The organism is Gordonia sp. VNK21, assembly GCF_046098115.1.
GTDB lineage: Bacteria > Actinomycetota > Actinomycetes > Mycobacteriales > Mycobacteriaceae > Gordonia.
On sequence record NZ_JBJURU010000020.1, the window covers coordinates 26,152 to 47,454 of the forward strand.

At 70.1% G+C, this 21,303-nt stretch carries 23 protein-coding genes and 1 tRNA gene; 2 read left to right on the forward strand and 22 right to left on the reverse strand.

What is annotated here, in order from left to right:
* Window positions 1-33 precede the first annotated feature (33 nt).
* Window positions 34-663 carry an ANTAR domain-containing response regulator gene (locus ACJMNC_RS16955; protein ID WP_408949132.1) on the reverse strand — a complete coding sequence of 210 codons (630 nt, stop codon included), beginning with the start codon at window positions 661-663 and terminating at the stop codon, window positions 34-36.
* Window positions 664-736: 73 nt separating this feature from the next.
* Window positions 737-818 (reverse strand) — tRNA-Leu (locus tag ACJMNC_RS16960).
* Between the two features lie 151 nt (window positions 819-969).
* Between ACJMNC_RS16960 and ACJMNC_RS16965 the strand changes: the two genes are divergently transcribed.
* Complete coding sequence (locus ACJMNC_RS16965; protein ID WP_408949133.1) at window positions 970-3,030, forward strand: CocE/NonD family hydrolase; 2,061 nt, start codon at window positions 970-972, stop codon at window positions 3,028-3,030.
* A gap of 21 nt (window positions 3,031-3,051) precedes the next feature.
* Here ACJMNC_RS16965 and ACJMNC_RS16970 read toward each other — a convergent pair whose 3' ends face one another.
* From ACJMNC_RS16970 to ACJMNC_RS17065, 20 genes are all read right to left on the reverse strand, one after another.
* Window positions 3,052-3,522, reverse strand: coding sequence for a hypothetical protein (locus ACJMNC_RS16970; RefSeq protein WP_408949134.1), 471 nt, complete (start codon window positions 3,520-3,522; stop codon window positions 3,052-3,054).
* A gap of 18 nt (window positions 3,523-3,540) precedes the next feature.
* Complete coding sequence (locus tag ACJMNC_RS16975; protein ID WP_408949135.1) at window positions 3,541-4,428, reverse strand: acyl-CoA thioesterase; 888 nt, start codon at window positions 4,426-4,428, stop codon at window positions 3,541-3,543.
* A gap of 146 nt (window positions 4,429-4,574) precedes the next feature.
* Entirely contained in the window at window positions 4,575-6,008 is a 1,434-nt protein-coding gene (gene pyk / locus ACJMNC_RS16980; protein WP_408949136.1) for a pyruvate kinase, read from the reverse strand.
* 57 nt (window positions 6,009-6,065) lie between these two features.
* Window positions 6,066-7,754 carry a prolipoprotein diacylglyceryl transferase gene (lgt, locus tag ACJMNC_RS16985; RefSeq protein ID WP_408949153.1) on the reverse strand — a complete coding sequence of 563 codons (1,689 nt, stop codon included), beginning with the start codon at window positions 7,752-7,754 and terminating at the stop codon, window positions 6,066-6,068.
* Between the two features lie 51 nt (window positions 7,755-7,805).
* Window positions 7,806-8,612, reverse strand: a complete 807-nt coding sequence (trpA, locus tag ACJMNC_RS16990; RefSeq protein ID WP_408949137.1) for a tryptophan synthase subunit alpha — start codon at window positions 8,610-8,612, stop codon at window positions 7,806-7,808.
* A complete protein-coding gene (gene trpB / locus ACJMNC_RS16995; protein ID WP_408949154.1) occupies window positions 8,609-9,889 on the reverse strand; it encodes a tryptophan synthase subunit beta in 1,281 nt (426 codons plus the stop codon). Before trpB ends, trpA begins: the two co-directional genes overlap by 4 nt.
* Window positions 9,890-9,980: 91 nt before the next feature.
* Window positions 9,981-10,799, reverse strand: coding sequence for an indole-3-glycerol phosphate synthase TrpC (gene trpC, locus ACJMNC_RS17000; RefSeq protein WP_408949138.1), 819 nt, complete (start codon window positions 10,797-10,799; stop codon window positions 9,981-9,983).
* A gap of 109 nt (window positions 10,800-10,908) precedes the next feature.
* Complete coding sequence (locus tag ACJMNC_RS17005; RefSeq protein WP_408949139.1) at window positions 10,909-11,643, reverse strand: TIGR02234 family membrane protein; 735 nt, start codon at window positions 11,641-11,643, stop codon at window positions 10,909-10,911.
* A gap of 37 nt (window positions 11,644-11,680) precedes the next feature.
* On the reverse strand, window positions 11,681-13,216 hold the full coding sequence (locus ACJMNC_RS17010) for an anthranilate synthase component I (protein ID WP_408949140.1): 1,536 nt from the start codon (window positions 13,214-13,216) through the stop codon (window positions 11,681-11,683).
* Window positions 13,213-13,392 carry a tautomerase family protein gene (locus ACJMNC_RS17015; RefSeq protein ID WP_408949141.1) on the reverse strand — a complete coding sequence of 60 codons (180 nt, stop codon included), beginning with the start codon at window positions 13,390-13,392 and terminating at the stop codon, window positions 13,213-13,215. Before ACJMNC_RS17015 ends, ACJMNC_RS17010 begins: the two co-directional genes overlap by 4 nt.
* Before the next feature lie 4 nt (window positions 13,393-13,396).
* Window positions 13,397-13,759 (reverse strand): phosphoribosyl-AMP cyclohydrolase, encoded by a 363-nt coding sequence (gene hisI, locus ACJMNC_RS17020; RefSeq protein WP_408949142.1) that lies wholly within the window; start codon window positions 13,757-13,759, stop codon window positions 13,397-13,399.
* 50 nt (window positions 13,760-13,809) lie between these two features.
* The gene (gene hisF, locus ACJMNC_RS17025; RefSeq protein WP_408949143.1) at window positions 13,810-14,601 is read right to left on the reverse strand and encodes an imidazole glycerol phosphate synthase subunit HisF; all 792 of its coding nucleotides are present in this window, start codon (window positions 14,599-14,601) and stop codon (window positions 13,810-13,812) included.
* Entirely contained in the window at window positions 14,598-15,497 is a 900-nt protein-coding gene (locus tag ACJMNC_RS17030) for an inositol monophosphatase family protein (RefSeq protein WP_408949144.1), read from the reverse strand. The genes hisF and ACJMNC_RS17030 overlap by 4 nt, the downstream gene beginning before the upstream one ends.
* 7 nt (window positions 15,498-15,504) lie before the next feature.
* Window positions 15,505-16,257, reverse strand: coding sequence for a bifunctional 1-(5-phosphoribosyl)-5-((5-phosphoribosylamino)methylideneamino)imidazole-4-carboxamide isomerase/phosphoribosylanthranilate isomerase PriA (gene priA, locus ACJMNC_RS17035; RefSeq protein WP_408949145.1), 753 nt, complete (start codon window positions 16,255-16,257; stop codon window positions 15,505-15,507).
* Window positions 16,258-16,410: 153 nt separating this feature from the next.
* Window positions 16,411-16,665 carry a hypothetical protein gene (locus ACJMNC_RS17040; protein ID WP_408949146.1) on the reverse strand — a complete coding sequence of 85 codons (255 nt, stop codon included), beginning with the start codon at window positions 16,663-16,665 and terminating at the stop codon, window positions 16,411-16,413.
* A gap of 16 nt (window positions 16,666-16,681) precedes the next feature.
* Window positions 16,682-17,317 (reverse strand): imidazole glycerol phosphate synthase subunit HisH, encoded by a 636-nt coding sequence (gene hisH / locus ACJMNC_RS17045; protein WP_408949147.1) that lies wholly within the window; start codon window positions 17,315-17,317, stop codon window positions 16,682-16,684.
* Between the two features lie 5 nt (window positions 17,318-17,322).
* A complete protein-coding gene (hisB, locus tag ACJMNC_RS17050; RefSeq protein WP_408949148.1) occupies window positions 17,323-17,958 on the reverse strand; it encodes an imidazoleglycerol-phosphate dehydratase HisB in 636 nt (211 codons plus the stop codon).
* On the reverse strand, window positions 17,955-19,082 hold the full coding sequence (locus tag ACJMNC_RS17055; RefSeq protein WP_408949149.1) for a histidinol-phosphate transaminase: 1,128 nt from the start codon (window positions 19,080-19,082) through the stop codon (window positions 17,955-17,957). Before ACJMNC_RS17055 ends, hisB begins: the two co-directional genes overlap by 4 nt.
* Complete coding sequence (gene hisD / locus ACJMNC_RS17060) at window positions 19,079-20,431, reverse strand: histidinol dehydrogenase (protein ID WP_408949150.1); 1,353 nt, start codon at window positions 20,429-20,431, stop codon at window positions 19,079-19,081. The genes ACJMNC_RS17055 and hisD overlap by 4 nt, the downstream gene beginning before the upstream one ends.
* 55 nt (window positions 20,432-20,486) lie before the next feature.
* Entirely contained in the window at window positions 20,487-20,936 is a 450-nt protein-coding gene (locus tag ACJMNC_RS17065) for a hypothetical protein (RefSeq protein WP_408949151.1), read from the reverse strand.
* A 193-nt stretch (window positions 20,937-21,129) separates the two neighbouring features.
* Between ACJMNC_RS17065 and ACJMNC_RS17070 the strand changes: the two genes are divergently transcribed.
* The coding region (locus tag ACJMNC_RS17070; RefSeq protein WP_408949155.1) for a DUF6788 family protein at window positions 21,130-21,303 on the forward strand (174 nt) is incomplete at its 3' end.

Below are 21,303 nucleotides of genomic sequence, written 5' to 3' on the forward strand. Positions count from 1 at the left end.
GAGCCGACAGCCGTCCGCCGCACCACCGCTGGGTCAGGAATCGGCGGGATCCGCGCCGAGGGTGTCGATGACGATCTCGGCGACCGCCTTCATGGTGGCCCGCTTGTCCATCGCATTGCGCTGGATCCAGCGGAACGCCTCCGGCTCGGTCAGGTTCTGCTTGTCCATCAGCAGCCCCTTGGCCCGCTCGATCAGCTTGCGCGCCTCGAACCGCTCGGAGATGGTCTCGACCTCGTTCTCCAGGGCCCGCAACTCCCGGAACCGGCTCAGCGCCACCTCGATCGCCGGCACCAGATCGGCCTGGTTGAAGGGTTTGACCAGGTAGGCCATCGCGCCGGCGTCCCGCGCCCGTTCGACGAACTCGCGCTGACTGAACGCGGTCAGCATGACCACCGGCGCCAGCCGTTTGCGGGCGATCTCGCTGGCGGCGTCGATGCCGTCGCGGACGGGCATCTTGATGTCCATGATCACCAGGTCCGGCGTGAGCGCCTCGGTCAGGTCGACGGCGACCTGACCGTTCGGTGCCTCGCCGACGATGTCGTAGCCCTCGTCGCGGAGCATCTCGATCAGATCCATCCGGATCAGCGAGTCGTCTTCGGCGACGACCACCCGGCTGGCCGCGAGTGCGCCGCTCTCGCCGGTGTGGTTCTCCGGTCGGCTCATCTCGTCGCTTCCCTACCTCGTCGGGCGTCAATGCGGCGCACCTCCGGGGTGCGGTGCACGCCGCCGCAGTGCGTGCCCCGGGCCGGACTCGAACCGGCACCTCCGGAGAGACCGCATTTTGAGTGCGGCGCGTCTGCCAGTTTCGCCACCGGGGCCGGTGTCGTGAAGTGCGCTTTGCAGTGTACGTACCGAGCCCGCCGCAGCGGAAACCCGGGCGGCTCTCAGCCAGGATGGACAGCGTTCTTACTCATCGGTTAGGTTGTTGCGAGGATCATCACATCTATCAAGCTCGGGGGTTTGACTCACATGGGATCTGGTTCGTGGCGTTTACTGCGCCGACCGGTTGTTCTCCTCCTGTCCGCACTGGTCGTCGTGGCCGGTGCGGGCGCACTGCCGGTGACGCAGGCGCCGTCGGACGCCGCGGTCTTCGGCGCGCTCGGCGCCAAATGGACCAAGACCCAGGACGGCCCGCAGAAGTATCCGGGCTACTCGGTGACCCCCGACGTGCCGCTGAAGATGAGTGACGGCACCGTCCTGCGCGGCAACCTGATCCGGCCGGCCGACAAGTCCGGCAAGCCGGTGAACACCGCGATGCCCACCATCATCAACATGACCCCCTACACCAAGATGGTCAGCGCACTGGCCAGCGAGGTGATGAACTACCCGGTGCTGATGCCGCAGTTGATCGAGCTGCTCAATGCGATCAACCTGCGCGGCACCGTGCTCTCGGGCTACAACGACCTCGTCGGCTCGCTGCGCAGCGGGTTCATCCAGTCGTTCGCCTACGATCCCAAGCTCATCCGCAGCGGTTACAACATGCTGGTGGTCGATGTCCGCGGCACCGGCTTCTCGCAGGGCACCTGGCAGGTGTTCGGCGAGCGTGAGCGCAAGGACACCCTCGAGGTGATCGACTGGGCGGCCAGGCAGAAGTGGTCCAACGGCAAGATCGGCATGGCCGGTGCGTCGTACTCGGGTATCAACCAGCTGCAGGCCGCCGCCGACGATCCGGGCAAGCTCGGCGCGATCTTCCCGATGGTGCCCGGCGCGGACATCGTGCGCGACGTGGTGGCCCCGGGCGGCGGCGTGGGTGCCGGATTCCTGTCCATCTGGCTGGCCCTGGTCAACACCACCAAGATGATCCCGAACGTGGCCTCGATGCTCAACGGCACCTTCGACTGGACGTGGCTGGGCGACCGCGCGAAGGATCCGCTGACCTACTTCGACGTGATGCTGCAGGCGCTGACCGTCCAGCATCCCGGCCAGGTGACCGGTGAGACCCGGCAGCTGCTGATGGAGGGCACCGGCCGGCGCGCCTCACTGAACACCGACGTCGGCCGGATCACCACCCCGACCTTCGCCGTCGGCGGCTGGAACGATCTGTTCACCAACAGCGAGGCGCGGCTGCTGACCAATCTGACTCAGCTGCCCAACAGCAAGAAGAAGCTGATCATGGACGACGGCTACCACGTCACCACCGGTAACCGGATGGGCACCAAGGGCGCCCCGCCGCGGATCGACGTGCTCGCCCGGGCCTGGTACGACCACTGGCTCAAGGGCATCGACAACGGGATCGAGCGGTATTCGCCGGCCACCCTGGCCTCCATGCCGATCGACAACTTCGTGCAGGGACCGACCTTCCCGCTGCCGGGCTACACCCACCAGCGCCAGTATCTGACCGGCAAGCCGTCGGGCTCGACCAACACCCCGGTCGCCGGCGACGGCAGCCTGTCGGCGCAGAAGCCGCGCACCCGCACGGTGCGGACGGTGCAGCCGGGCCTGTCGAATCTGTGCGGCAAGGACGGGGCGCAGGGCGCCGCCGGCGTGACCGCGATCTTCGACTTCTGCGGCCGGGACAACCGGGTGGCCGAGGTGGCCGCCCAGACGTTCACCAGCGCACCGGTGAAGAAGCTGACCCGGATCTCCGGTTTCCCGGCGATCCACCTGAATCAGCGGCTGCACGCCACCGACGGCTACTGGCATGCCACCGTCAACGTGGTCTCCCCGGACGGCCGTTCCCAGGTGATCTCGATGGGTCAGCTGATGGTCTCGCTGCGGGAGGTCGACAAGAGCCGCAGCCAGTTCGCCGCCAACGGCGACGTGATCGACCCGTTCCTGTACCTCTCGCTCGACCACTACAAGCCGGTCAAGCCGGGCCGGGTCCTGGGCGTCGACATTCCGATGACGCCCACCCAGGCCGCACTGCGCCCGGGTGACCGGCTGCGGATCGACATCTACTCCCTCAACGCCCCCAAGGCGGTGCCGCTGGGACCGGAGCTGTGGTCCTCGCAGCTGCGGCCGCAGGATGTGGTGATCGATCCGAAGAATCCGAGCTACGTCAACGTGCCGGTCAACCGCCCCATCGGCTGACCGGCACGGCGGGACGAGCGGTCAGGGGTCGAGGACGAGTCCGGCCTCGAGTGCGGCGCGGCTGACCAGCCGGCCGGGCGCGTCGCCGATCTCCAGCAGATAGCCGCCGGAGCTCAGCGGCACGTGGTCGACCGTGAACACGGCGAAGCAGGCCGTCGAGCTCCCCCGGGCCAGGGCCTCGGTGCCCAGCCGCGCCGAGGCCAGCAGTTCGCCGGTCTTGGAGTCGTAGATCCGTACCGGATCGCCGGCCCGGATCGGGGCGCCGGAGACCGCGACGCCGGTGGCACAGTCGACCTGAACCGCACCGGTGGCCGTGAAGTGCCGATTGTGGTCGATTCCCACGATCACCGCGGTGATCGCACAACCGGCCAGCGCCACCGCGCCGAGCACGCTGAGGGCGAACACCCAGGCCCGGCTGCGCCGCTGCCAGGTGCGGGTGGGCAGCGGCGGTCCGGACGGCTGGAAGTACTGCAGTTCACCTGGCTGGCTCATGGGGTCTCCGGTGGCCGGTCAGCTGCGCGGCGGGAAGTACTTGATGAGGGCCTCCTGCACCACGGAGGCGACGAGCACGCCGTCCCGGGTGAAGAAGCGGCCGGAGCCGACACCGCGTGAGCCGGCGGCGACCGGGGATTCGGTGGCGTAGAGCAGCCACTCGTCGAACCGGAACTCGCGGTGGAACCACATCGAGTGGTTGACCGTCGCCGCGAACAACCGGTCCATCCCCCAGGACAGGCCGTGGGTGGTGATGATCGAATCGAGGACCGTGGTGTCCGAGGAGTAGGCCATCGCCGCCACATGCATCAGCGGATCGTCGGGCAGGTCGCCGTCGGCCTTCATCCACACGCGATTGTGGTCGAGGGTCTCGCCGGCGGTCTTGAGCTTCCAGCTGGGGTCGTTGGTGTAGCGGATGTCCACCGGGTGCAGGGCGTTGACGAAGGTCGCGATCTGGTCCTCGTAGCCGGTGAAGTGATCGCCGATGGGCGGCAGCTCCTCCGGGAACGGCACCGCCGGGATCTCGACGGCGTGCTCGAGACCGGCCTTGTTGTCCTGGAAGGCCACGAGCACGGTGAACACCACCTCGTCGTCCTGGACGACGGTCACCTGCCGATTGGCGAACGGCTTGCCGTCGCGCAGCCGCGTCACGTGGTATTCGAGCGGCTGGTGCGGGTCGCCGCCGCGGATGAAGTGCGCGTGCAGCGCATGCACCGGCGGGTTGCCGCGGGTCAGAGTGCGGCCGGCGGCCATCACCGCCTGTCCCAGCAACTGTCCGCCGAAGGTGCGCGCCATCTTCTGTTCGGGGTGCTGCCCGAGGAACAGGTCGTCCTCCACCTGCTCCACGTCCAGCAGCTCGACGAGCTTCTCCAGATCACCCGCGCGATTCACCGTCTTGTCGGTCATCCCCCAACCCTATCCGGTCGCCCGCGCCCCACCTGTGCACCTGTCTGCGACACAGCCATTCGCGACATCGAGACCGATACGCGCGGGTGCGCAGGCGCGCGTATCGGTTCCGGTGTCGCGTACGCGTTCTTCGGGCTCGAGCCGAGTCAGTGATCCTGTTCGCCGACCCGGTGCACGTGGATCAGGTTGGTCGAGCCGGCGACGTGCGGCGGGGCTCCGGCGATGACCACGACGACGTCGCCGCGCTTGAGCGTCCCGTTGCCGACGAGCACCTCGTCGACCTGCTCGATCATGGCGTCGGTGTTCGGTGCCCGATCCACCAGGTACGGCCGGGCACCCCAGCTGAGGGTGAGCTGGTTGCGGGTGCTCTCCTCGCTGCTGAAGGTGATCAGCTCGAGCCGCGAGTGCAGCCGGGCCACCCGGCGCGCGGTGTCGCCGGTCTCGGTGAAGGCGACGATGGCGTCGACGTTGAGCCGCTCCCCGATGTCGCGAGCGGCATAGGAGAGCACCCCGCGCCGGGTGCGGGGCACGTGTTTGAGCGGCTGGATCTCCCGGCGGCTCTGTTCGGCGGCGGCGACGATGCGGCTCATGGTGCGCACCGTCTCGAAGGGATACGCGCCGACCGAGGTCTCACCGGAGAGCATGACGGCGTCGGCGCCGTCGAGCACAGCGTTGGCCACGTCGGAGGCCTCGGCGCGGGTCGGCCGCGGGTTCTCGATCATCGAGTCGAGCATCTGGGTGGCGACGATCACCGGCTTGGCGTTCTCCCGGGCCAGCGCGATGGCCCGCTTCTGGACCAGCGGCACCTGCTCGAGAGGCATCTCCACGCCGAGGTCGCCGCGGGCGACCATGATCGCGTCGAAGGCCAGGACCACCGATTCGAGGTTCTCGATGGCCTCGGGCTTCTCGAGTTTCGCTATGACCGGGGTGCGGCGGCCGACCCGGTCCATCACCTCGTGGACCAGCTCGATGTCGCCGGGACTGCGCACGAAGGAGAGTGCGACGAAGTCGACGCCGAGACCGAGCGCGAACTCGAGATCGGCGATGTCCTTCTCGCTCAGGGCGGGCACCGAGATGTTCATGCCGGGCATCGAGAGGCCCTTGTGGTTGCTGACGGTGCCGCCTTCGGTGACCATGCAGACCACGTCGGTGTCGTCGACGGATTCGACGATCAGGCCCACCTTGCCGTCGTCGACGAGCAGCCTGTCGCCGGGGCGGGCGTCGTCGGCGAGCCGCCGGTAGGTGGTGGAGACGCGGTCATGGGTGCCGAGCACGCTGTCGACGGTGATGCGGACCTGTTCGCCGGTCTTCCAGTCGACGGCGCCGTTGGGCCGGCCGTTGTCCTCGAACTTGCCGAGCCGGATCTTGGGGCCCTGGAGGTCGGCCAGGACGCCGACCGCCTCGCCGGTGGCGGCGGACGCGCGGCGCACCGCCTCGTAGACGGATTTGTGGTCGGCGTGGGTGCCGTGGCTGAAGTTCATCCGGGCCACGTTCATACCGCATTCGACGAGGTCGATGAGGGCTTCGTCGGTGTTGGTGGCGGGGCCGAGGGTGCAGACGATTTTGGTTCGACGGGTCACCCGTCCGAGGTTAGTCCCGAACTGGTGAGTAGGTGCGATGGCCGTATGTGGCCAGAGTCACTGCTCGCCGGTTTCGGTGTCGCCGGACTCTGTTTCGCCGGACTCGGTGCCGTCGGACTCGGTGCCGTCGGACTCTGCTTCGCCGGACTCGGTGCCGTCGGACTCTGTTTCGTCAGACTCGGTGCCGTCGGACACGGTGCCGTCGGAGTCGTCCGGGCCGTCATCGCTCTCGTCGCTTGCGGTCGCCTCGTCGTCCTCGTCGGCACCGGGCGCCTCGTCCGGGTCGGCGAGCTCCTCGCCGAGATCCTCGTCGAGGTCCTCGTCCAGTTCGCCGGACGGGTCCAGGATCACCATGGAGGTCTCCGCGGAGGTCGACTCACGGATCTCGATGGTCGAGCCCGCGCTGCGCGGATCCTGCTTCAGCGTCGCCCCGCCGTACCGGACTTCCAGGACTCCGGCGTCGGCCTCGGGCCGGTCGTCCTCGACGGTCTCGCCGTCGCCGGAGTCCTCCTCCGCGTCGGTGTCGGTGTCAGCATCGGTGCCGGTCTCAGCGGTGGCTTCCCCGGCCGCCGACTCCCCGCCGGCCGCCTCATCGCTCGCCCGGTCCTCGTCGGCCGCCGTTTCTGCATCGGTGTCCGCTTCGTCGTCGGTGCCGTCGGTGCCGTCGGTGCCGTCGGTGCCGTCGGTCTCGCCGGCTTCGGCGTCGTCGGCGGCTTCGACATCATCGGCGTCCGCGTAGGTCTCGATGCCGTCGGTCTCGATGTCGTCGGTCTCGATGTCGTCGGTCTCGGTGCCGTCGGTCTCGATGTCGTCGTCCTCGTCGAGTTCGGGCGGCAGGTAGCCCACTTCCCCGAGCTCGGCGAGCTCTTCGGCGCGATCCGGGCGGAACATCGACAGCCCGGTCTCCCGGCCGCGCGGCGCCAACACCACGTAGAGCGCCGCCAGCAGGAAGACGATCGCCGAGGTGAGCACGTTGATCCGCAGCCCCAGCACATGCGTCGCCGGATCGGTGCGCATCAGCTCGATGGCGAACCGCCCGGCGCAGTAGCCGGCCACGTACAGCGCGAAGAGCCGGCCGTGACCGATCTTCCAGTACCGGTCGATCACCACCAGCAGCACGACGATCAGGACGTTCCAGATCAGCTCGTACAGGAACGTCGGATGCACCACCTGGTAGATCTCGCCGGTGGACACCCCGTCGACCAGCCGGTGATCGACGTGCCCGGACGAGTCCACCCGCTGATAGATCTCCAGACCCCAGGGCAGCGTCGTCGGCTCGCCGTAGAGCTCCTGATTGAAGTAGTTGCCCAGCCGGCCGATGGCCTGCGCGAGCAGGATCGCCGGGGCCAGCGCATCGGCGAACGGCGGCAGTTTGATGCCCTTCCAACGGCAGCCGATCCAGGCGCCGACCGCACCGAAGGCGATGGCGCCCCAGATGCCCAGGCCGCCGTCCCAGATCTGAACGGCACCGCTGATCCCCTTGCCGCCGTCACCGAAGTACTTCTGCCAATCGGTGGCCACGTGGTAGAGCCGGCCGCCGACCAGTCCGAAGGGCACCGCCCACAGGGCCACGTCGAGGACGTCGCCGGGCTGGCCGCCGCGGGCCCGCCAGCGGCGGTCGCCCCACCACACCGAGACGATGATGCCGACGATGATGCACAACGCGTACGCCCGCAGCGGGATCGGTCCCAGATGCCAGACACCCTGGGACGGGCTGGGAATGTACGCCAGAAGGGTCGTGTCCATCACGTCCGCAACCCTAACCGAAAGGTTCAGGTGTTTTCCGGGCGGCTCGGCTCAGCGCCGGGCGCGCCGCACCCCGTCGGCCAGTTCACCGACCAGCGCGGCCACCGCTTCCTGGCTCTCCCCCGCGGCGGTCACGATCGCCGAACCGACGATCACCCCGTCCGCGTATCCGGCGATCTCAGCGGCCTGGTCGCCGTCGCGCACACCCAGGCCCACACCGATCGGGATCTCCGAATACTCGCGGATCCGCGCGCACAGCTCCGGCGCCATCGACGACACCGACGAGCGGGCACCGGTCACGCCCATGGTGGAGGCGGCGTAGACGAAGCCGCGGCAGTGCTCCAGGGTCATCGCCAGCCGTTCGGGCGTCGACGACGGGGCCACCAGATAGATCGGGTCCAGCCGATGCTCGCGCGCGGCGGCCTCCCACTCGACGCCCTCCTCGGGGATCAGATTCGGGGTGATCACCCCGGTGCCGCCGGCCGCCGCCAGGTCACGGGCGAAGGCGTCGACGCCGTACCTGAGGACCAGATTCCAATAGGTCATCACCACCGGCCGGGCCCCGGCCCCGGCGACGGCCTCCACCGCTGGAAAGACGTCCCGCACCCGGCAGCCGTTCTCCAGGGCCAGCTTGGCCGCATCGGCCACCGTGGGCCCGTCCATCACCGGATCCGAGTACGGGATGCCGATCTCGACGATGTCGCAGCCGGCGTCGACCATGGTCCGCAGCGTGGTCAGCGACTCGCCGACGGTCGGATAGCCCACCGGCAGATAGCCGATCAGCGCCGCCCGGTCCTCAGCGCGGCAGGCCGCGAAGGTCTCGCCCAGGCGGGAGTCGGGGGCGGGTGTGCGGCTCATGCGCCGGTCTCCTCTGCATTCGCACGCTGCTGGTCTTTGAGCTGCTGGGCGTATTCGGTCTCTGACGGCGGCTTCCCGAGGAGCCCGAACCAGCTCGCCGCGGTGTCGACGTCCTTATCGCCGCGTCCGGACAGGCTGACGACGATGATCGCGCCCTCGCCCAGTTCTCGGCCCAGGGTCAGCGCCCCGGCCACGGCGTGTGCCGATTCGATGGCCGGGATGATGCCCTCGGTGCGCGAGAGCAGGGCGAGCGCATCCATCGCCTCGGTGTCGGTGACCGGCCGGTAGTCGGCGCGGCCGATCTCGCGCAGGTGCGCGTGTTCGGGGCCGACGCCCGGATAGTCCAGACCCGCCGAGATGGAATGCGATTCGATGGTCTGTCCGTCCTCGTCCTGCAGCAGGTACGAGTAGGCGCCCTGGAAGGCGCCGGGGCTGCCGCCGGTGAAGGTGGCCGCATGCCGTCCGGTCTCCACGCCGTCGCCGGCCGCCTCGAAGCCCACCAGGGCCACGCCGGCGTCGTCGATGAACGGATGGAAGATGCCGATCGCATTGGATCCGCCGCCGATGCAGGCGGCGACGGCGTCGGGCAGCCGGCCGGTCTGCTCGAGGATCTGCGCCCGCGCCTCCATGCCGATGATGCGCTGGAAATCGCGCACCATCATCGGGAACGGGTGCGGCCCGGCGGCCGTACCGAAGCAGTAATAGGTGTTGTGCGCGTTGGTGACCCAGTCGCGCAGGGCCTCGTTGATGGCGTCCTTGAGGGTGGCCGAGCCGGTTTCGACGGCCACCACGGTGGCACCGAGGAGCCGCATCCGGGCCACGTTCAGCGCCTGCCGTTCGGTGTCGACCCGGCCCATGTAGATCAGGCAGTCCAGACCGAGCAGTGCGCAGGCGGTGGCGGTGGCCACGCCGTGCTGCCCGGCACCGGTCTCGGCGATCACCCGGGTCTTGCCCATCCGCTGTGCGAGCAGCGCCTGACCGAGCACATTGTTGATCTTGTGCGAGCCGGTGTGGTTGAGGTCTTCGCGCTTGAGGAACAGCCGGGCGCCGCCGGCCGCATCCCGCAGCCGGGCCGCCTCGTAGAGCGGTGACGGCCGGCCGGTGTAGTCCCGGGCGAGCCGGTCGAGTTCGGCGAAGAAGCTCTCGTCGGCGCGCAGCTTCTCGTAGGTGGAGGTGGCCTCCTCGATCACCGCCATCAGCGCCTCGGGTACATGCCGGCCGCCGAACACGCCCCAGTGGCCGAGCTCGTCGGGCCCGAGCGGCGACCGCTGGGACATGCCGTCGCTGGCGAGAGGGAAACGGTCGGACTGCGGTTGGTTCACTACTCTCAGCTTTCCTCGGTCACCGGGCGCAGGGCTGCGCGGACGGTCAGCGGCGCGGTTTGGGGCAGGACGGGTGCGCCCCGGCGGTCACCAGATCCGACACCGCCTGACGCGGATCGCCACTGGTCACCAGGCCCTCACCGACGAGCACGGCGTCGGCGCCGGCGCCGGCGTAGGCCAGCAGGTCGGCGGTGCCGCGCACCCCCGACTCGGCCACCTTGATCACCTCGGACGGCAGTCCGGGGGCGATCCGGGAGAAGGTGTCCCGGTCCACGTCGAGGGTTTTGAGGTTACGCGAGTTCACGCCCACCACGGTGGCGCCGGCCTCGAGGGCGCGATCGGCCTCCTCCTCGGTGTGCACCTCGACGAGCGCGGTCATCCCCAGCGATTCGGTGCGGTCGAGCAGCGAGGCGAGCACCGGCTGCTCGAGGGCGGCCACGATCAGCAGGATCACGTCCGCGCCGTGCGCCCGGGCCTCGTGGATCTGGTAGGGGCCGACGATGAAGTCCTTGCGCAGGACCGGGATGTCCACCGCGGCGCGCACGGCGTCCAGGTCGGCGAGACTGCCCCGGAAACGGCGTTCCTCGGTGAGCACACTGATCACCCGGGCACCGCCGGCCTCGTACGCCGAGGCCAGATCGGCCGGATCGGGGATGTTCGCCAGTTCGCCCTTGGACGGGCTGGCACGCTTGACTTCCGCGATCACGCCGATGCCCTGCTGCCGCAGTGCGGCGGTGGCGTCCCGCGGCGGTGCGGCCTGCTCGGCGGCGCGACGGACGGCTGCCATGTCCAGCACGGCCTCGCGCGCCGCGACGTCAGCCTTGACACCCGCGATGATCGAGTCGAGTACTGTCTCGCCGCTCACAGTCGAAGTCCTTCCTCCAGCCTGGATCCAGCCTAGATAGTCGGCTCGCTGCAGCGGCCTCCGGGGCCGGGTTAGTGCGCCGGGAGACCGGCGGCGACGGTGGCGCAGCTCAGTCGCCGGTGGGGTCGACGCCGTTGTCCAGCGCATCCCACAGCTCGCGCTCGGTGCCGGCCACCGCGGTCCGGTCGTCGTCGCGCTGGGCCGCGCGCTGCTCCCGCTCGGCGAAGACCTTGCGTTCGAGTTCTTCGCGCCGGGCGGCGGGCGAGGTGTACTTGCTCGACATTCCGGCGGCCCGGTTCGCGGCCCGCAGGATGGCGATCGCGGCGAGCACCGCGCAGGCGGCGGCCGCCAGCACCAGCACACCGGGCCAGGTCTTGGCGTCGACGCCGAAGACCTCGTAGCGGCCGGGCATGTCGGCCACCCGGGCGGCGTAGAGGTTCTCGTCGCCGTCCCGGATCAGCGAGATCGCCGGCACGGCGACCGCCACTCCGGCGAGCGCGACGAGCACGGCGACCACGCGCAGGGCCCAGCCGCGCACCGCGAAGACCACGGCGATCGCGGCGAGCAGCGCGATGGCGACGGCCGTCAGCCACGGGCTCCAGTCGGAGCCGAGCACGTCGAAGACCGCTAGATCGTGTTCGTCGCTGCTCAAGCCGTCGAAGGCGTGCACCTGCGCCCACACCATCCGGGAGGCGGCCCACAAACCGATTGCGGCCAGCAGCAGAAAGACCGTCGCCACCGCCTGCCAGCGACGGGCCCGCTTCCGCGACTCGGGATCCGGGCCGGCGGGGGTCGGCGGGCTGTGCTGCGGCTGCTGTTGCGACTGCGGTTGCGACATCGTCATCTCTCGGAACTGATCATCTCTCGGAACGGGTGCCCGTTCACTGCGTCCGGTCTCCCACCGGCGTCATGGTGGCCGCGGCGGCGACGGCCTTGAGTACCGCCATCGCCTTGTTGCGGGCCTCGTTGTATTCGTACTCCGGGTCGCTGTCGGCGACCACCCCGGCGCCGGCCTGCACGTACGCGGTGCCCCCGGCCATCAGTGCGGTGCGGATGGCGATGGCGGTGTCGGCGTCGCCGGCGAAGTCCAGGTAGCCGACGATGCCGCCGTAGAGCCCGCGGCGGGTGAACTCCTGTTCCTCGATGAGCTCCATGGCGCGCACCTTGGGCGCCCCGCTGAGCGTGCCCGCCGGGAAACACGCCGTCACCGCGTCCAGGGCCCGACGGTCGTCCCGCAGTTCCCCGGTCACCGTCGAGACCAGGTGCATGACGTGGCTGTAGCGTTCGACGTGCCGGTAGTCGGTCACCCGCACCGTGCCCGGCCGGCACACCCGTCCCAGATCGTTGCGGCCGAGGTCCACCAGCATCAGATGTTCAGCGTTCTCCTTCTCGTCCTCGAGAAGGCCCTTGGCCAGGAGCTGGTCCTCCTCCTCGGTGGCCCCGCGCCAGCGGGTGCCCGCGATCGGATGGGTGGTGGCCACCCCGTCGCTCACCGTCACCAGGGCCTCCGGCGAGGAGCCGACGACGGCGAAGGGCTCGGCGGTGGCCCCGTCCCGGCCCACCCCCGGCATCCGCAGCAGATACATGTACGGGCTCGGATTGGAGGCGCGCAGCACCCGGTAGACGTCCACCGGATCGGCCTCGGTGGCCACCTCGAAGCGCAGCGAGGGCACCACCTGGAAGGCATCGCCGGCTTCGATGGCCTCGACCAGTTCGTCGACCACCCCGGTGAACTCCTCGAGGGTGCGCTGCGGGACGAACTCCGGTTCGGGCCGGGTGAAGCTCGAGACGGTCGACGGTGCCGGCGCGGCCAGGGCCGCGGTCATCGCGTCGAGGCGGGCCACCGCATCGTCGTAGGCCTGTTCGGCGCGCTCGGCGGTGCCGTCGAAGTTGATCGCGTTGGCGATCAGCGTGATGGTGCCCTCGTGGTGGTCGAAGGCGGCCAGGTCGGCCACCAGCAGCCAGCACATGTCGGGCAGGCCCAGATCGTCGACGGTGCTCGACGGCAGCCGTTCGAGGCGGCGCACGAAGTCGTAGGCCATGAAGCCGACGAATCCACCGGTCAGCGGAGGCAGTCCGGGCAGCCGGTCGGTCTGCAGCAGTTCCAGCGAGGCGGCCAGCGCGTCGAGCGGATCGCCGCCGGTGGGCGCACCGGCCGGCACCTCGCCCCACCAGTGGGCCTGGCCGTCGGCCACGGTCAGCGCTGAGGGCGCCCCGGCGCCGATGAAGCTCCAGCGCGACCACGACTGCCCGTTGGGCGCCGATTCGAGCAGGAAGGTGCCGTCCTTGTCGCCGGCGAGCTTGCGGTACGCCGAGATCGGCGTCTCCGAATCGGCCAGCAGGGTCCGGGTCACCGGGACCACCCGGTGATCGGCGGCCAGATCCAGGAAGGCCTCCAGACTGGTGGTGCCGTTCATCCCAGCGGCACCCCGCCGACGCCCCACTGGGTGTGCGGCACCTCGGTGATGGTCACCCACACCGAATCGGGGTTCTTGCCGGTGGCCCGGGCGTAGGCCTCGGTGACCGCGGCGATGGTCTCGTTCTTCACCCGGTCCGACAGGCCCGGGGTCTGGGAGATCTGGATGAGGGGCATGTGCTCACCGTCCTTCTTCTAGTGGGATGCCGAATTCGAGGGGTTCGGTGTCGAAGCAGCTGTGATTGCCGGTGTGGCAGGCCGGACCCACCTGGTCGACGATCAGCAGCAGCGCGTCGCCGTCGCAGTCCAGGCGCACGTCGTGCACGTACTGGGTGTGACCGCTGGTCTCCCCCTTCACCCAGTACGTCTGGCGCGAACGCGAATAGTAGGTGCCGCGCCGGGTGGCCAGGGTGCGCTCGAGCGCCTCGTCGTCCATCCAGGCCAGCATCAGCACCTGTCCGGTGCTGCGTTCCTGCGCGATCGCCGCGAACAGACCGTTCGCGTCGCGCTTGAGGCGCGCAGCCAGGTCGGTGGGCAGGGCCATCGGGTCCCCTCTCCTCGTCTCGGACGTCCCGGTGATGCCGGGCGTCGGTGTCAGTCGTGGGCGGTGCGGACGGTGATGTCCTCGGCGGCCATCGCCGCCTTCACCTCGCCGATCGTCATCTCGCCGAAGTGGAACACCGAGGCGGCCAGCACCGCATCCGCCCCGGCCTGCACGGCCGGCGGGAAGTGCCCGGGCAGCCCGGCGCCGCCGCTGGCGATCACCGGGATGCTCACCGCGGCGCGCACTGCCTCGATCATCGCCAGATCGAATCCGTTCTTGGTGCCGTCGGCGTCCATGGAGTTGAGCAGGATCTCGCCCACGCCGAGCTCCTCGCCGCGGCGCGCCCACTCCACCGCGTCGATGCCGGTGCCCGTGCGGCCTCCGTGGGTGGTCACCTCCCAGCCGGACGGGGTGGCCTGCGCGTCGTCGCGCGGCACGAAGGTGCGCGCATCCACCGACAGCACGATGCACTGGGAACCGAACCGCCGGCTCATCTCCTCGAGCACCTCCGGCCGGGCGATCGCCGCGGTGTTCACGCTCACCTTGTCGGCGCCGGCCCGCAGCATGGTGTCGACGTCGTCGACGGTGCGGATGCCCCCGCCCACGGTGAGCGGGATGAAGATCTGGTCGGCGGCCGCACGCACCACGTCGATCATGGTGCCGCGGCCCGAACTCGACGCGGTCACGTCCAGGAAGGTCAGCTCGTCGGCGCCCTCCCGGTCGTAGCGGGCGGCCAGTTCCACCGGGTCGCCCGCATCGCGCAGGTTCGCGAAGTTGACGCCTTTGACCACCCGGCCGCCGTCGACGTCCAGGCATGGGATCACGCGCACTGCCAGAGTCACTCTCGCCCCTTTCGGCTGTCCGGATTGTTCGTGCCGGCCCCGGAGGTCTCCGGAACCTCGCCGTCGCCGGTGGGCTCGGGCCGCTCGGGCCAGTCGCCGGCGTCGATGATCTCCATCAGCTCGGCGTGCACGCCCGGGTCGCCGGCCAGCATCGACGGCATGCCGACGGTCCACGGCCGGCCGAAGAGGTCGGTGGCCACCCCGCCGGCGGCGCGCACCAGCACCACGCCGGCGGCATGGTCCCAGGCGTTGCGGCCGTAGCTCACGGCGCCGTTGAGCTGCCCGCCGGCGACGAACGCCATATCCGCACCGGTGGAGCCGTGGATCCGCACCCGGGCGTGGCGGCGCACCAGCTCGGTCTGGATCCGGGTGCGTTGCGGGCCGGGAAACCGGCCGCGGGCGCTGGCCTGGAAGGAGACGTAGCCCACCGCACCGCCGTCGAGGGTGGTCGGCGTCAGCGACGGCGCGGTCCGGCCGCCGATCAGCAGCGGACCGCCGCGGACCGCGGCGAACCGCTGCCCGGTGGCCGGCAGCCAGGTCAGGCCGATCACCGGGACGCCGTCGCTCACCAGCGCGACCAGCATCGCCGCCAGCGGCAGCCCCTGTGAATAGTTGAAGGTGCCGTCGATCGGGTCGACCAGCCAGCGCAGTCCGGTCCCCGGATCGTCGCCGCCGAACTCCTCACCGTGCACCCCGATGCCGGTGGCCGCGGTCAGCTCGGTGGTCAGCCGCCGTTCCAGGATCAGATCCATCTCGGTGGCGAAGTCGTTGCCGCCCTTCTCGATCGAGCGGGGCGCCCCCATGCCGGAGAGGAACTCCGGGGTGGCCGCGTCGAGGATCTCCGCCGCCGCGGTGCACAGCTGCGGCAGGTCCCGATCGTCGACGGATCCGGTCACGGCGCGCTCACTGTCCTGCCGCGTCGGCGACGGCGCGGCGCGCCTCGGGCAGGGTGAACCGTCCCGCGTAGAGGGCTTTGCCGATGATCGCGCCCTCCACCCCGGCGTCGGTGAGACCGGCGATGGCCACCAGGTCGTCGAGGCAGGAGATCCCGCCGGAGGCCACCACCGGGGAGTCGGTGGCGCGTGCCACCTGTTCGAGCAGTTCCAGGTTGGGTCCGGTGAGAGTGCCGTCCTTGCTCACGTCGGTCACCACGTAGCGGGCACAGCCGTCGGCGTTGAGCCGGTCGAGGATCTCCCACAGGTCGCCGCCGTCGGTGACCCAGCCGCGGCCGCGCGCCCGGTACGAGTCGCCGTCGCGGAGCACGTCGAGACCGACGGCGATCCGGTCGCCGTACTCGGCGATCGCCGCGGCGCACCACTGCGGGTTCTCGATGGCGGCGGTGCCCAGATTGACCCGGGTGCAGCCGGTTGCCAGGGCGGCCGCCAGCGAGGCATCGTCGCGGATGCCGCCGGACAGTTCCACCTTGACGGTCAGCTCCGCCGCCACCTGAGCGATCAGTTCGCGGTTGTCGCCGCGGCCGAAGGCGGCGTCGAGGTCCACCAGGTGGATCCACTCGGCGCCGTCGCGCTGCCAGGCCTGCGCCGCGTCGCGGGGCGCACCGTAGGAGGTCTCGGTGCCGGCCGCGCCTTTGACCAGGCGGACGGCCTGGCCGTCGGCCACGTCGACGGCGGGCAGCAGTTCCAGGACGGGAGCCATGCTCGTTCTTTCCCTCGGCTTCCTTGTGATGTCGGTATCGGGTGGTGATGTCGGTATCGGGTGCTGTCGGTGACGGGGATGTCGGGGTGTGGGATGTCGGCGTGCGGTGGTCGCGGTGCCGTGCTCTCCGAGGAGAGGGCCCACCCCGACGGCTCAGTCGCCGGCGGCCTTCTCGGCTTTGATCTCGTCGATGCGGGTCTGCACGCCGCGCAGCATCCTCCGCGAGACCAGGGCGATCACCACCACCATCAGGACGATGGCCGCGATCGCGATGATCAGCGCCGCCACCGGTGAGGCGGTGCTCACCGCGAAGACGATCGGCGTGGCCACCGCCAGCACCAGCACGCCCGCCCCCAGCGAGAAGAAGAAGTGCCGGGACAGCGAGAAGTCGGTTCCGTCATCGTTCACAGTGTCTCCGCCCAGTTCACAGTGTCTCCACCCAGTTCGTCAGCAGCTGTGCCCCCACGTCCCCGGACTTCTCCGGATGGAACTGGGTGGCCCACAGCGGACCGTTCTCCACCGCGGCCAGGAACGGGCCGCCGTAGTCGCCCCAGGTCAGCAGCGGCGGGGCGATCCGCGATTCGGCCGAGTCCATCTCCCATTCCTGCACCCCGTAGGAGTGCACGAAGTAGAAGCGCGCATCGTCGTCGACCCCGGCGAACAGCTGGGAGCCCTCCGGCACGTCCACCGTGTTCCAGCCCATATGCGGCAGCACCGGCGCCTGCAGACGGGTCACCGAACCGGGCCACTGCCCACACCCGGTGGTCTGCACGCCGAATTCGACGCCCTCCTCGAAGAGGATCTGCATACCCACGCAGATGCCCAGCACCGGTCGGCCGCCGGCCAGCCGGCGGCCGATGATCCGGTCACCGCGCACCGCCCGCAGCCCGGCCATGCAGGCCTCGAAGGCACCCACTCCGGGCACCAGCAGCCCGTCGGCGCCGAGGGCGGTGTCGAAGTCGTCGGTGATCTCCACCTGCGCACCGGCCCGCTCGAGGGCCCGGTGGGCGGAGCGGACGTTGCCCGAGCCGTAGTCGAGGAGGGCGACGCGTTTACTCACGGCCGTCACAACGATCCCTTGGTGGAGGGGATTCCCGACACCCGCGGGTCCGGCTCCACCGCGGCCCGCAGCGCGCGGGCGACGGCCTTGAACTCGGCTTCGGTGATGTGGTGGGGGTCCCGGCCGTAGAGCACCCGCACGTGCAGGGCGATGCGGGCGTTCAGGGCCAGCGACTCCCAGACGTGCCGATTGATGACGGTGGCGTAGGAGGTGACCGGGCCGCCGCCGGCCTCGCCGGAGTATCCGCCGATCACCGAAGTGAGCAGGTGCTCGGGCTCGCCGGTGTGCACGCAGTAGGGACGGCCGGAGACGTCGACGATCGCCTGCGCGAGGGTCTCGTCCATCGGGATCCAGGCGTCGCCGAAGCGGCGGATCCCGGCCTTGTCGCCGAGTGCCTGACCCAACGCCTGACCGAGCACGATCATGGTGTCCTCGACGGTGTGGTGCGCCTCGATCTCGATGTCGCCGACGGCGCGCACCGCCAGATCGAAGCTGCCGTGCTTACCGAAGGAGGTGAGCATGTGATCGAAGAAGGGCACCCGGGTGGAGATGTCGGTGCGGCCGGTTCCGTCCAGGTTCAGCTCGACGGTGATCGAGGATTCGCTGGTGGTGCGCTCGATGCGCGCAATCCGGTCGGTCATGCCTGCGCCTTTCGGTCGGTGGCGGCCAGAGTTCGGCTCACGTCGAGGAACGCGTCGTTCTCGTCGGGCAGTCCAATCGTGACACGCAGACGGCCCTCGATGCCGACATCGCGGATCAGCACGCCGTGGTCGAGGTAGCGCTGCCAGCTGGCGGGCGCGTCGGCGAACTCCCCGAACAGCAGGAAGTTCGCGTCCGAATCGATCACGTCGTAACCGTAGTCACGCAGTGCCGCGGCCACCCGGGTGCGTTCGGCGACGATGGCCGCCACCCCGGCGAGCGTGTCGGCACTGTGCCGCAGTGCGGCCCGCGCCGCGGCCTGGGTGAGCACGGACAGGTGATACGGGAGCCGGACCAGCAGCAGAGCGTCGATCACCGCCGGTGCCGCCGCGAGATAGCCGAGCCGTCCGCCGGCGAAGGCGAAGGCCTTGCTCATGGTGCGGCTGACGATCAGCTGAGCGCCGAACTCGTCGATCAGGGCCACCGCGCTGGGCCGTGCGGAGAACTCGGCGTACGCCTCGTCGACGATGACGATGCCGGGCGCCGCCTCGAGGATGCGGCGCAGATCGTCGAGCCCGATCGAACCGCCCGTCGGATTGTTCGGCGAGGTGACGAAGACGATGTCCGGCCGGCGGGCGGCGATCTCGCCGACCGCGTAGCCGACGTCCAGGCCGAAGTCGGCGGTCCGTTTGGCCTCGAGCCAGGTGGTCTGAGTGCCGTCCGAGATGATCGGGTGCATCGAATACGAGGGCACGAAGCCCAGCGCCGTGCGGCCCGGACCGCCGAAGGCCTGCAGGATCTGCTGCAAGATCTCGTTGGAGCCGTTGGCCGCCCAGATGTTCGCGGTGCTCAACGGAACACCGGTGGCCGCGGACAGGTAGTCGGCCAGATCGGTGCGCAGCGCCACCGCATCCCGGTCCGGGTAGCGGTGCAGTCCGGCCGCGGCATCGCGGACGCATTCGGCCACGTCGTCGATCAGCGCCCGACTCGGCGGATGCGGATTCTCGTTGGTGTTGAGCACCACCGACACCGCCAATTGCGGTGCGCCGTACGGGTTCTTGCCGCGCAGATCGTCGCGCAGCGGCAGCGCGTCGAGTCCGACGCCGGCGCCCGGCACCGTGGTCATCGACGGCCCCCGAATCGCGCAGTGACCGCATCTCCGTGTGCCGGAAGGTCTTCCGCGCGCGAGAGGGTGACCACCGTGTCGGCCACTCCGGACAGTGCGTCGGCGTCGTAGTCGATCACGTGCACACCGCGCAGGAAGGTCTGCACCGACAGACCCGAGGCGTAGCGGGCCGATCCGGAGGTCGGCAGCACGTGGTTGGAGCCGGCGCAGTAGTCGCCCAGGCTCACCGGCGAGTAGGTGCCGACGAAGATCGCGCCGGCACTGGTCACGCGGTCGGCGACCGCGGCGGCGTCGCGGGTCTGGATCTCCAGGTGTTCGGCGGCGTAGGCGTCCACCACGGCCAGTCCCGCGTCCAGATCGTCGACCAGCACGATGCCCGACTGCGGACCGGACAGCGCGGTGGTGACCCGCTCGGTGTGCTTGGTGGCGGCGGCCTGCGCGGCCACCTCGGCGTCGACGGCGTCGGCCAGGGCCTGGCTGTCGGTGACCAGGACGGAGGCGGCGAGCACATCGTGCTCGGCCTGGCTGATCAGGTCGGCGGCGACCACGGCCGGGTCGGCGGTCTCGTCGGCCAGGATGGCGATCTCGGTGGGGCCGGCCTCCGAGTCGATGCCCACCACGCCGCGGACGAGTCGCTTGGCGGCCGTGACGTAGATGTTGCCGGGACCGGTGATCAGATCCACCGGGTCCAGGTCGGCGGTGCTCTCGCCGGTCGCTGCACTCTCCCAGGGGCGGGTGTCGACTCCGCCGTAGGCGAGCAGCGCGACGGCCTGTGCGCCGCCGACCGCCCACACCTCGTCCACGCCGAGCAGCGCGCACGCGGCCAGGATCGTCGGGTGCGGCAGGCCGCCGAAGTCGGCCTGCGCCGGGGAGGCCACCACCAGCGAGCCGACGCCGGCCTCCTGGGCGGGCACCACGTTCATGATGACGCTCGACGGGTAGACGGCGTTGCCGCCCGGCACGTAGAGCCCCACCCGACGCACCGGGATCCACTTCTCGGCGACGCTGCCGCCGGGGACCACCGCGGTGACCGTGGTGGTGCGCCGCTGGTCGGCGTGCACCTTGCGGGCGCGGGCGATGGACTCCTCGAGGGCGGCGGTGACCACCGGATCCAGTTCGGCGCGGGCCCGGGCGATCGCCTCGGCGGGCACTCTCACCGACTCCGGGCGGACCTTGTCGAACTGCTCCGTGTAATCCAGCGCAGCCTGCGCACCGTGCTCGGCGACCACTTCGACGACGGGTGCCACCGTGGGCAGCACGGCATTGACGTCGGTGCCACCGCGCGGCAGGGCACGGCGGAGCTCCCTGCGCGTCGGGGTGCCGCCGCGCAGATCGGTTCTGGCCAGCATGAGAGAGTCGGCTCCAGTTCGGGTGGAAGAAGGTCGGACCCCTCCAGGATATGCCCTAGCCGCGACTGCTTTTACCGCCGCCGTCTCCCGGCGGCGGCTCGGCCCCGCCCCCGCCCGGCTCGACCCGGTTCGGATCCGGCAGGTCGATCGTGCGCGCCACGTAGCCGGTGGCGGCTGCCAGGGCCACCGTCGCCAGGCCGGCGATCACGGACAGCCCCAGGTTGCGGATGCGCTCGTCGGTGCAGCGCTCCCAGTCGTCGGAGTCCTCGGTGCGCTGCTCGCCGAGGCTGGCGACCGGCCCCTCGCAGTACGTGCCGTCCTGAGCCCCGGCCGGCCGGAAGAGCAGGATGCCCACGCCGATCGCTCCGGCCAGGGTCAGGGCGGCGAGGAACAGGGCGATCACGATGGCCGCTCGCCGGCCGGTGGGCCGGGCGGGATCCGCCGCGGCCAGCCCGGGCGCGCCGGACTGGCCGTTATGGTCGGAATCACCGTTCTGCGTGGTCATGTGGGGAACTCTAGCCCCGGTGCGTGCGGCGGCGGGCTCACTCCAGCGGCCCCGCAGATGCCGCCGATGATCACCGCGATGACGCCGGTGAACAGGCCGGGTGGGTGTGAGACACGTTTGTAGGTTGCGGGGGTTTGGCCAGGTCGGCTTCTAGTCTGGTTGTGTCTTTAACAACCAGGCAGGTGGTGGAACAATGTCGTGTGTGTCGTTGGAAGATCTCGAAGCCGAGCGTGAGCGGTTGCTGCGCGAGTTGACCGAGGTCGGTGATTTCCGGCGGGGTGCGGTCAGCGTGAACTATCGGCGTTGCGGCAAACCGAATTGCGGATGTGCCGATCGGGACAATCATCCTGGTCACGGGCCACGTTGT

Coding starts and splice junctions, on each gene's coding strand:
- trpA (WP_408949137.1), bottom strand. CDS start 8,612: ATGAGCCGCACACCCGCCCCCGACTCCCGCCTGGGCGAGACCTTCGCG.
- priA (WP_408949145.1), bottom strand. CDS start 16,257: ATGGCTCCCGTCCTGGAACTGCTGCCCGCCGTCGACGTGGCCGACGGC.
- ACJMNC_RS16975 (WP_408949135.1), bottom strand. CDS start 4,428: ATGACCGACAAGACGGTGAATCGCGCGGGTGATCTGGAGAAGCTCGTC.
- hisB (WP_408949148.1), bottom strand. CDS start 17,958: ATGACCGACCGGATTGCGCGCATCGAGCGCACCACCAGCGAATCCTCG.
- ACJMNC_RS17005 (WP_408949139.1), bottom strand. CDS start 11,643: ATGACGATGTCGCAACCGCAGTCGCAACAGCAGCCGCAGCACAGCCCG.
- ACJMNC_RS16970 (WP_408949134.1), bottom strand. CDS start 3,522: ATGAGCCAGCCAGGTGAACTGCAGTACTTCCAGCCGTCCGGACCGCCG.
- trpB (WP_408949154.1), bottom strand. CDS start 9,889: ATGTCCCAGCGGTCGCCGCTCGGGCCCGACGAGCTCGGCCACTGGGGC.
- lgt (WP_408949153.1), bottom strand. CDS start 7,754: ATGGACACGACCCTTCTGGCGTACATTCCCAGCCCGTCCCAGGGTGTC.
- ACJMNC_RS16955 (WP_408949132.1), bottom strand. CDS start 663: ATGAGCCGACCGGAGAACCACACCGGCGAGAGCGGCGCACTCGCGGCC.
- ACJMNC_RS17055 (WP_408949149.1), bottom strand. CDS start 19,082: ATGACCACGGTGCCGGGCGCCGGCGTCGGACTCGACGCGCTGCCGCTG.
- ACJMNC_RS17010 (WP_408949140.1), bottom strand. CDS start 13,216: ATGAACGGCACCACCAGTCTGGAGGCCTTCCTGGATCTGGCCGCCGAT.
- hisD (WP_408949150.1), bottom strand. CDS start 20,431: ATGCTGGCCAGAACCGATCTGCGCGGCGGCACCCCGACGCGCAGGGAG.
- ACJMNC_RS17065 (WP_408949151.1), bottom strand. CDS start 20,936: ATGACCACGCAGAACGGTGATTCCGACCATAACGGCCAGTCCGGCGCG.
- ACJMNC_RS16965 (WP_408949133.1), top strand. CDS start 970: ATGGGATCTGGTTCGTGGCGTTTACTGCGCCGACCGGTTGTTCTCCTC.
- ACJMNC_RS17015 (WP_408949141.1), bottom strand. CDS start 13,392: ATGCCCCTCATCCAGATCTCCCAGACCCCGGGCCTGTCGGACCGGGTG.
- hisI (WP_408949142.1), bottom strand. CDS start 13,759: ATGGCCCTGCCCACCGACCTGGCTGCGCGCCTCAAGCGCGACGCGAAC.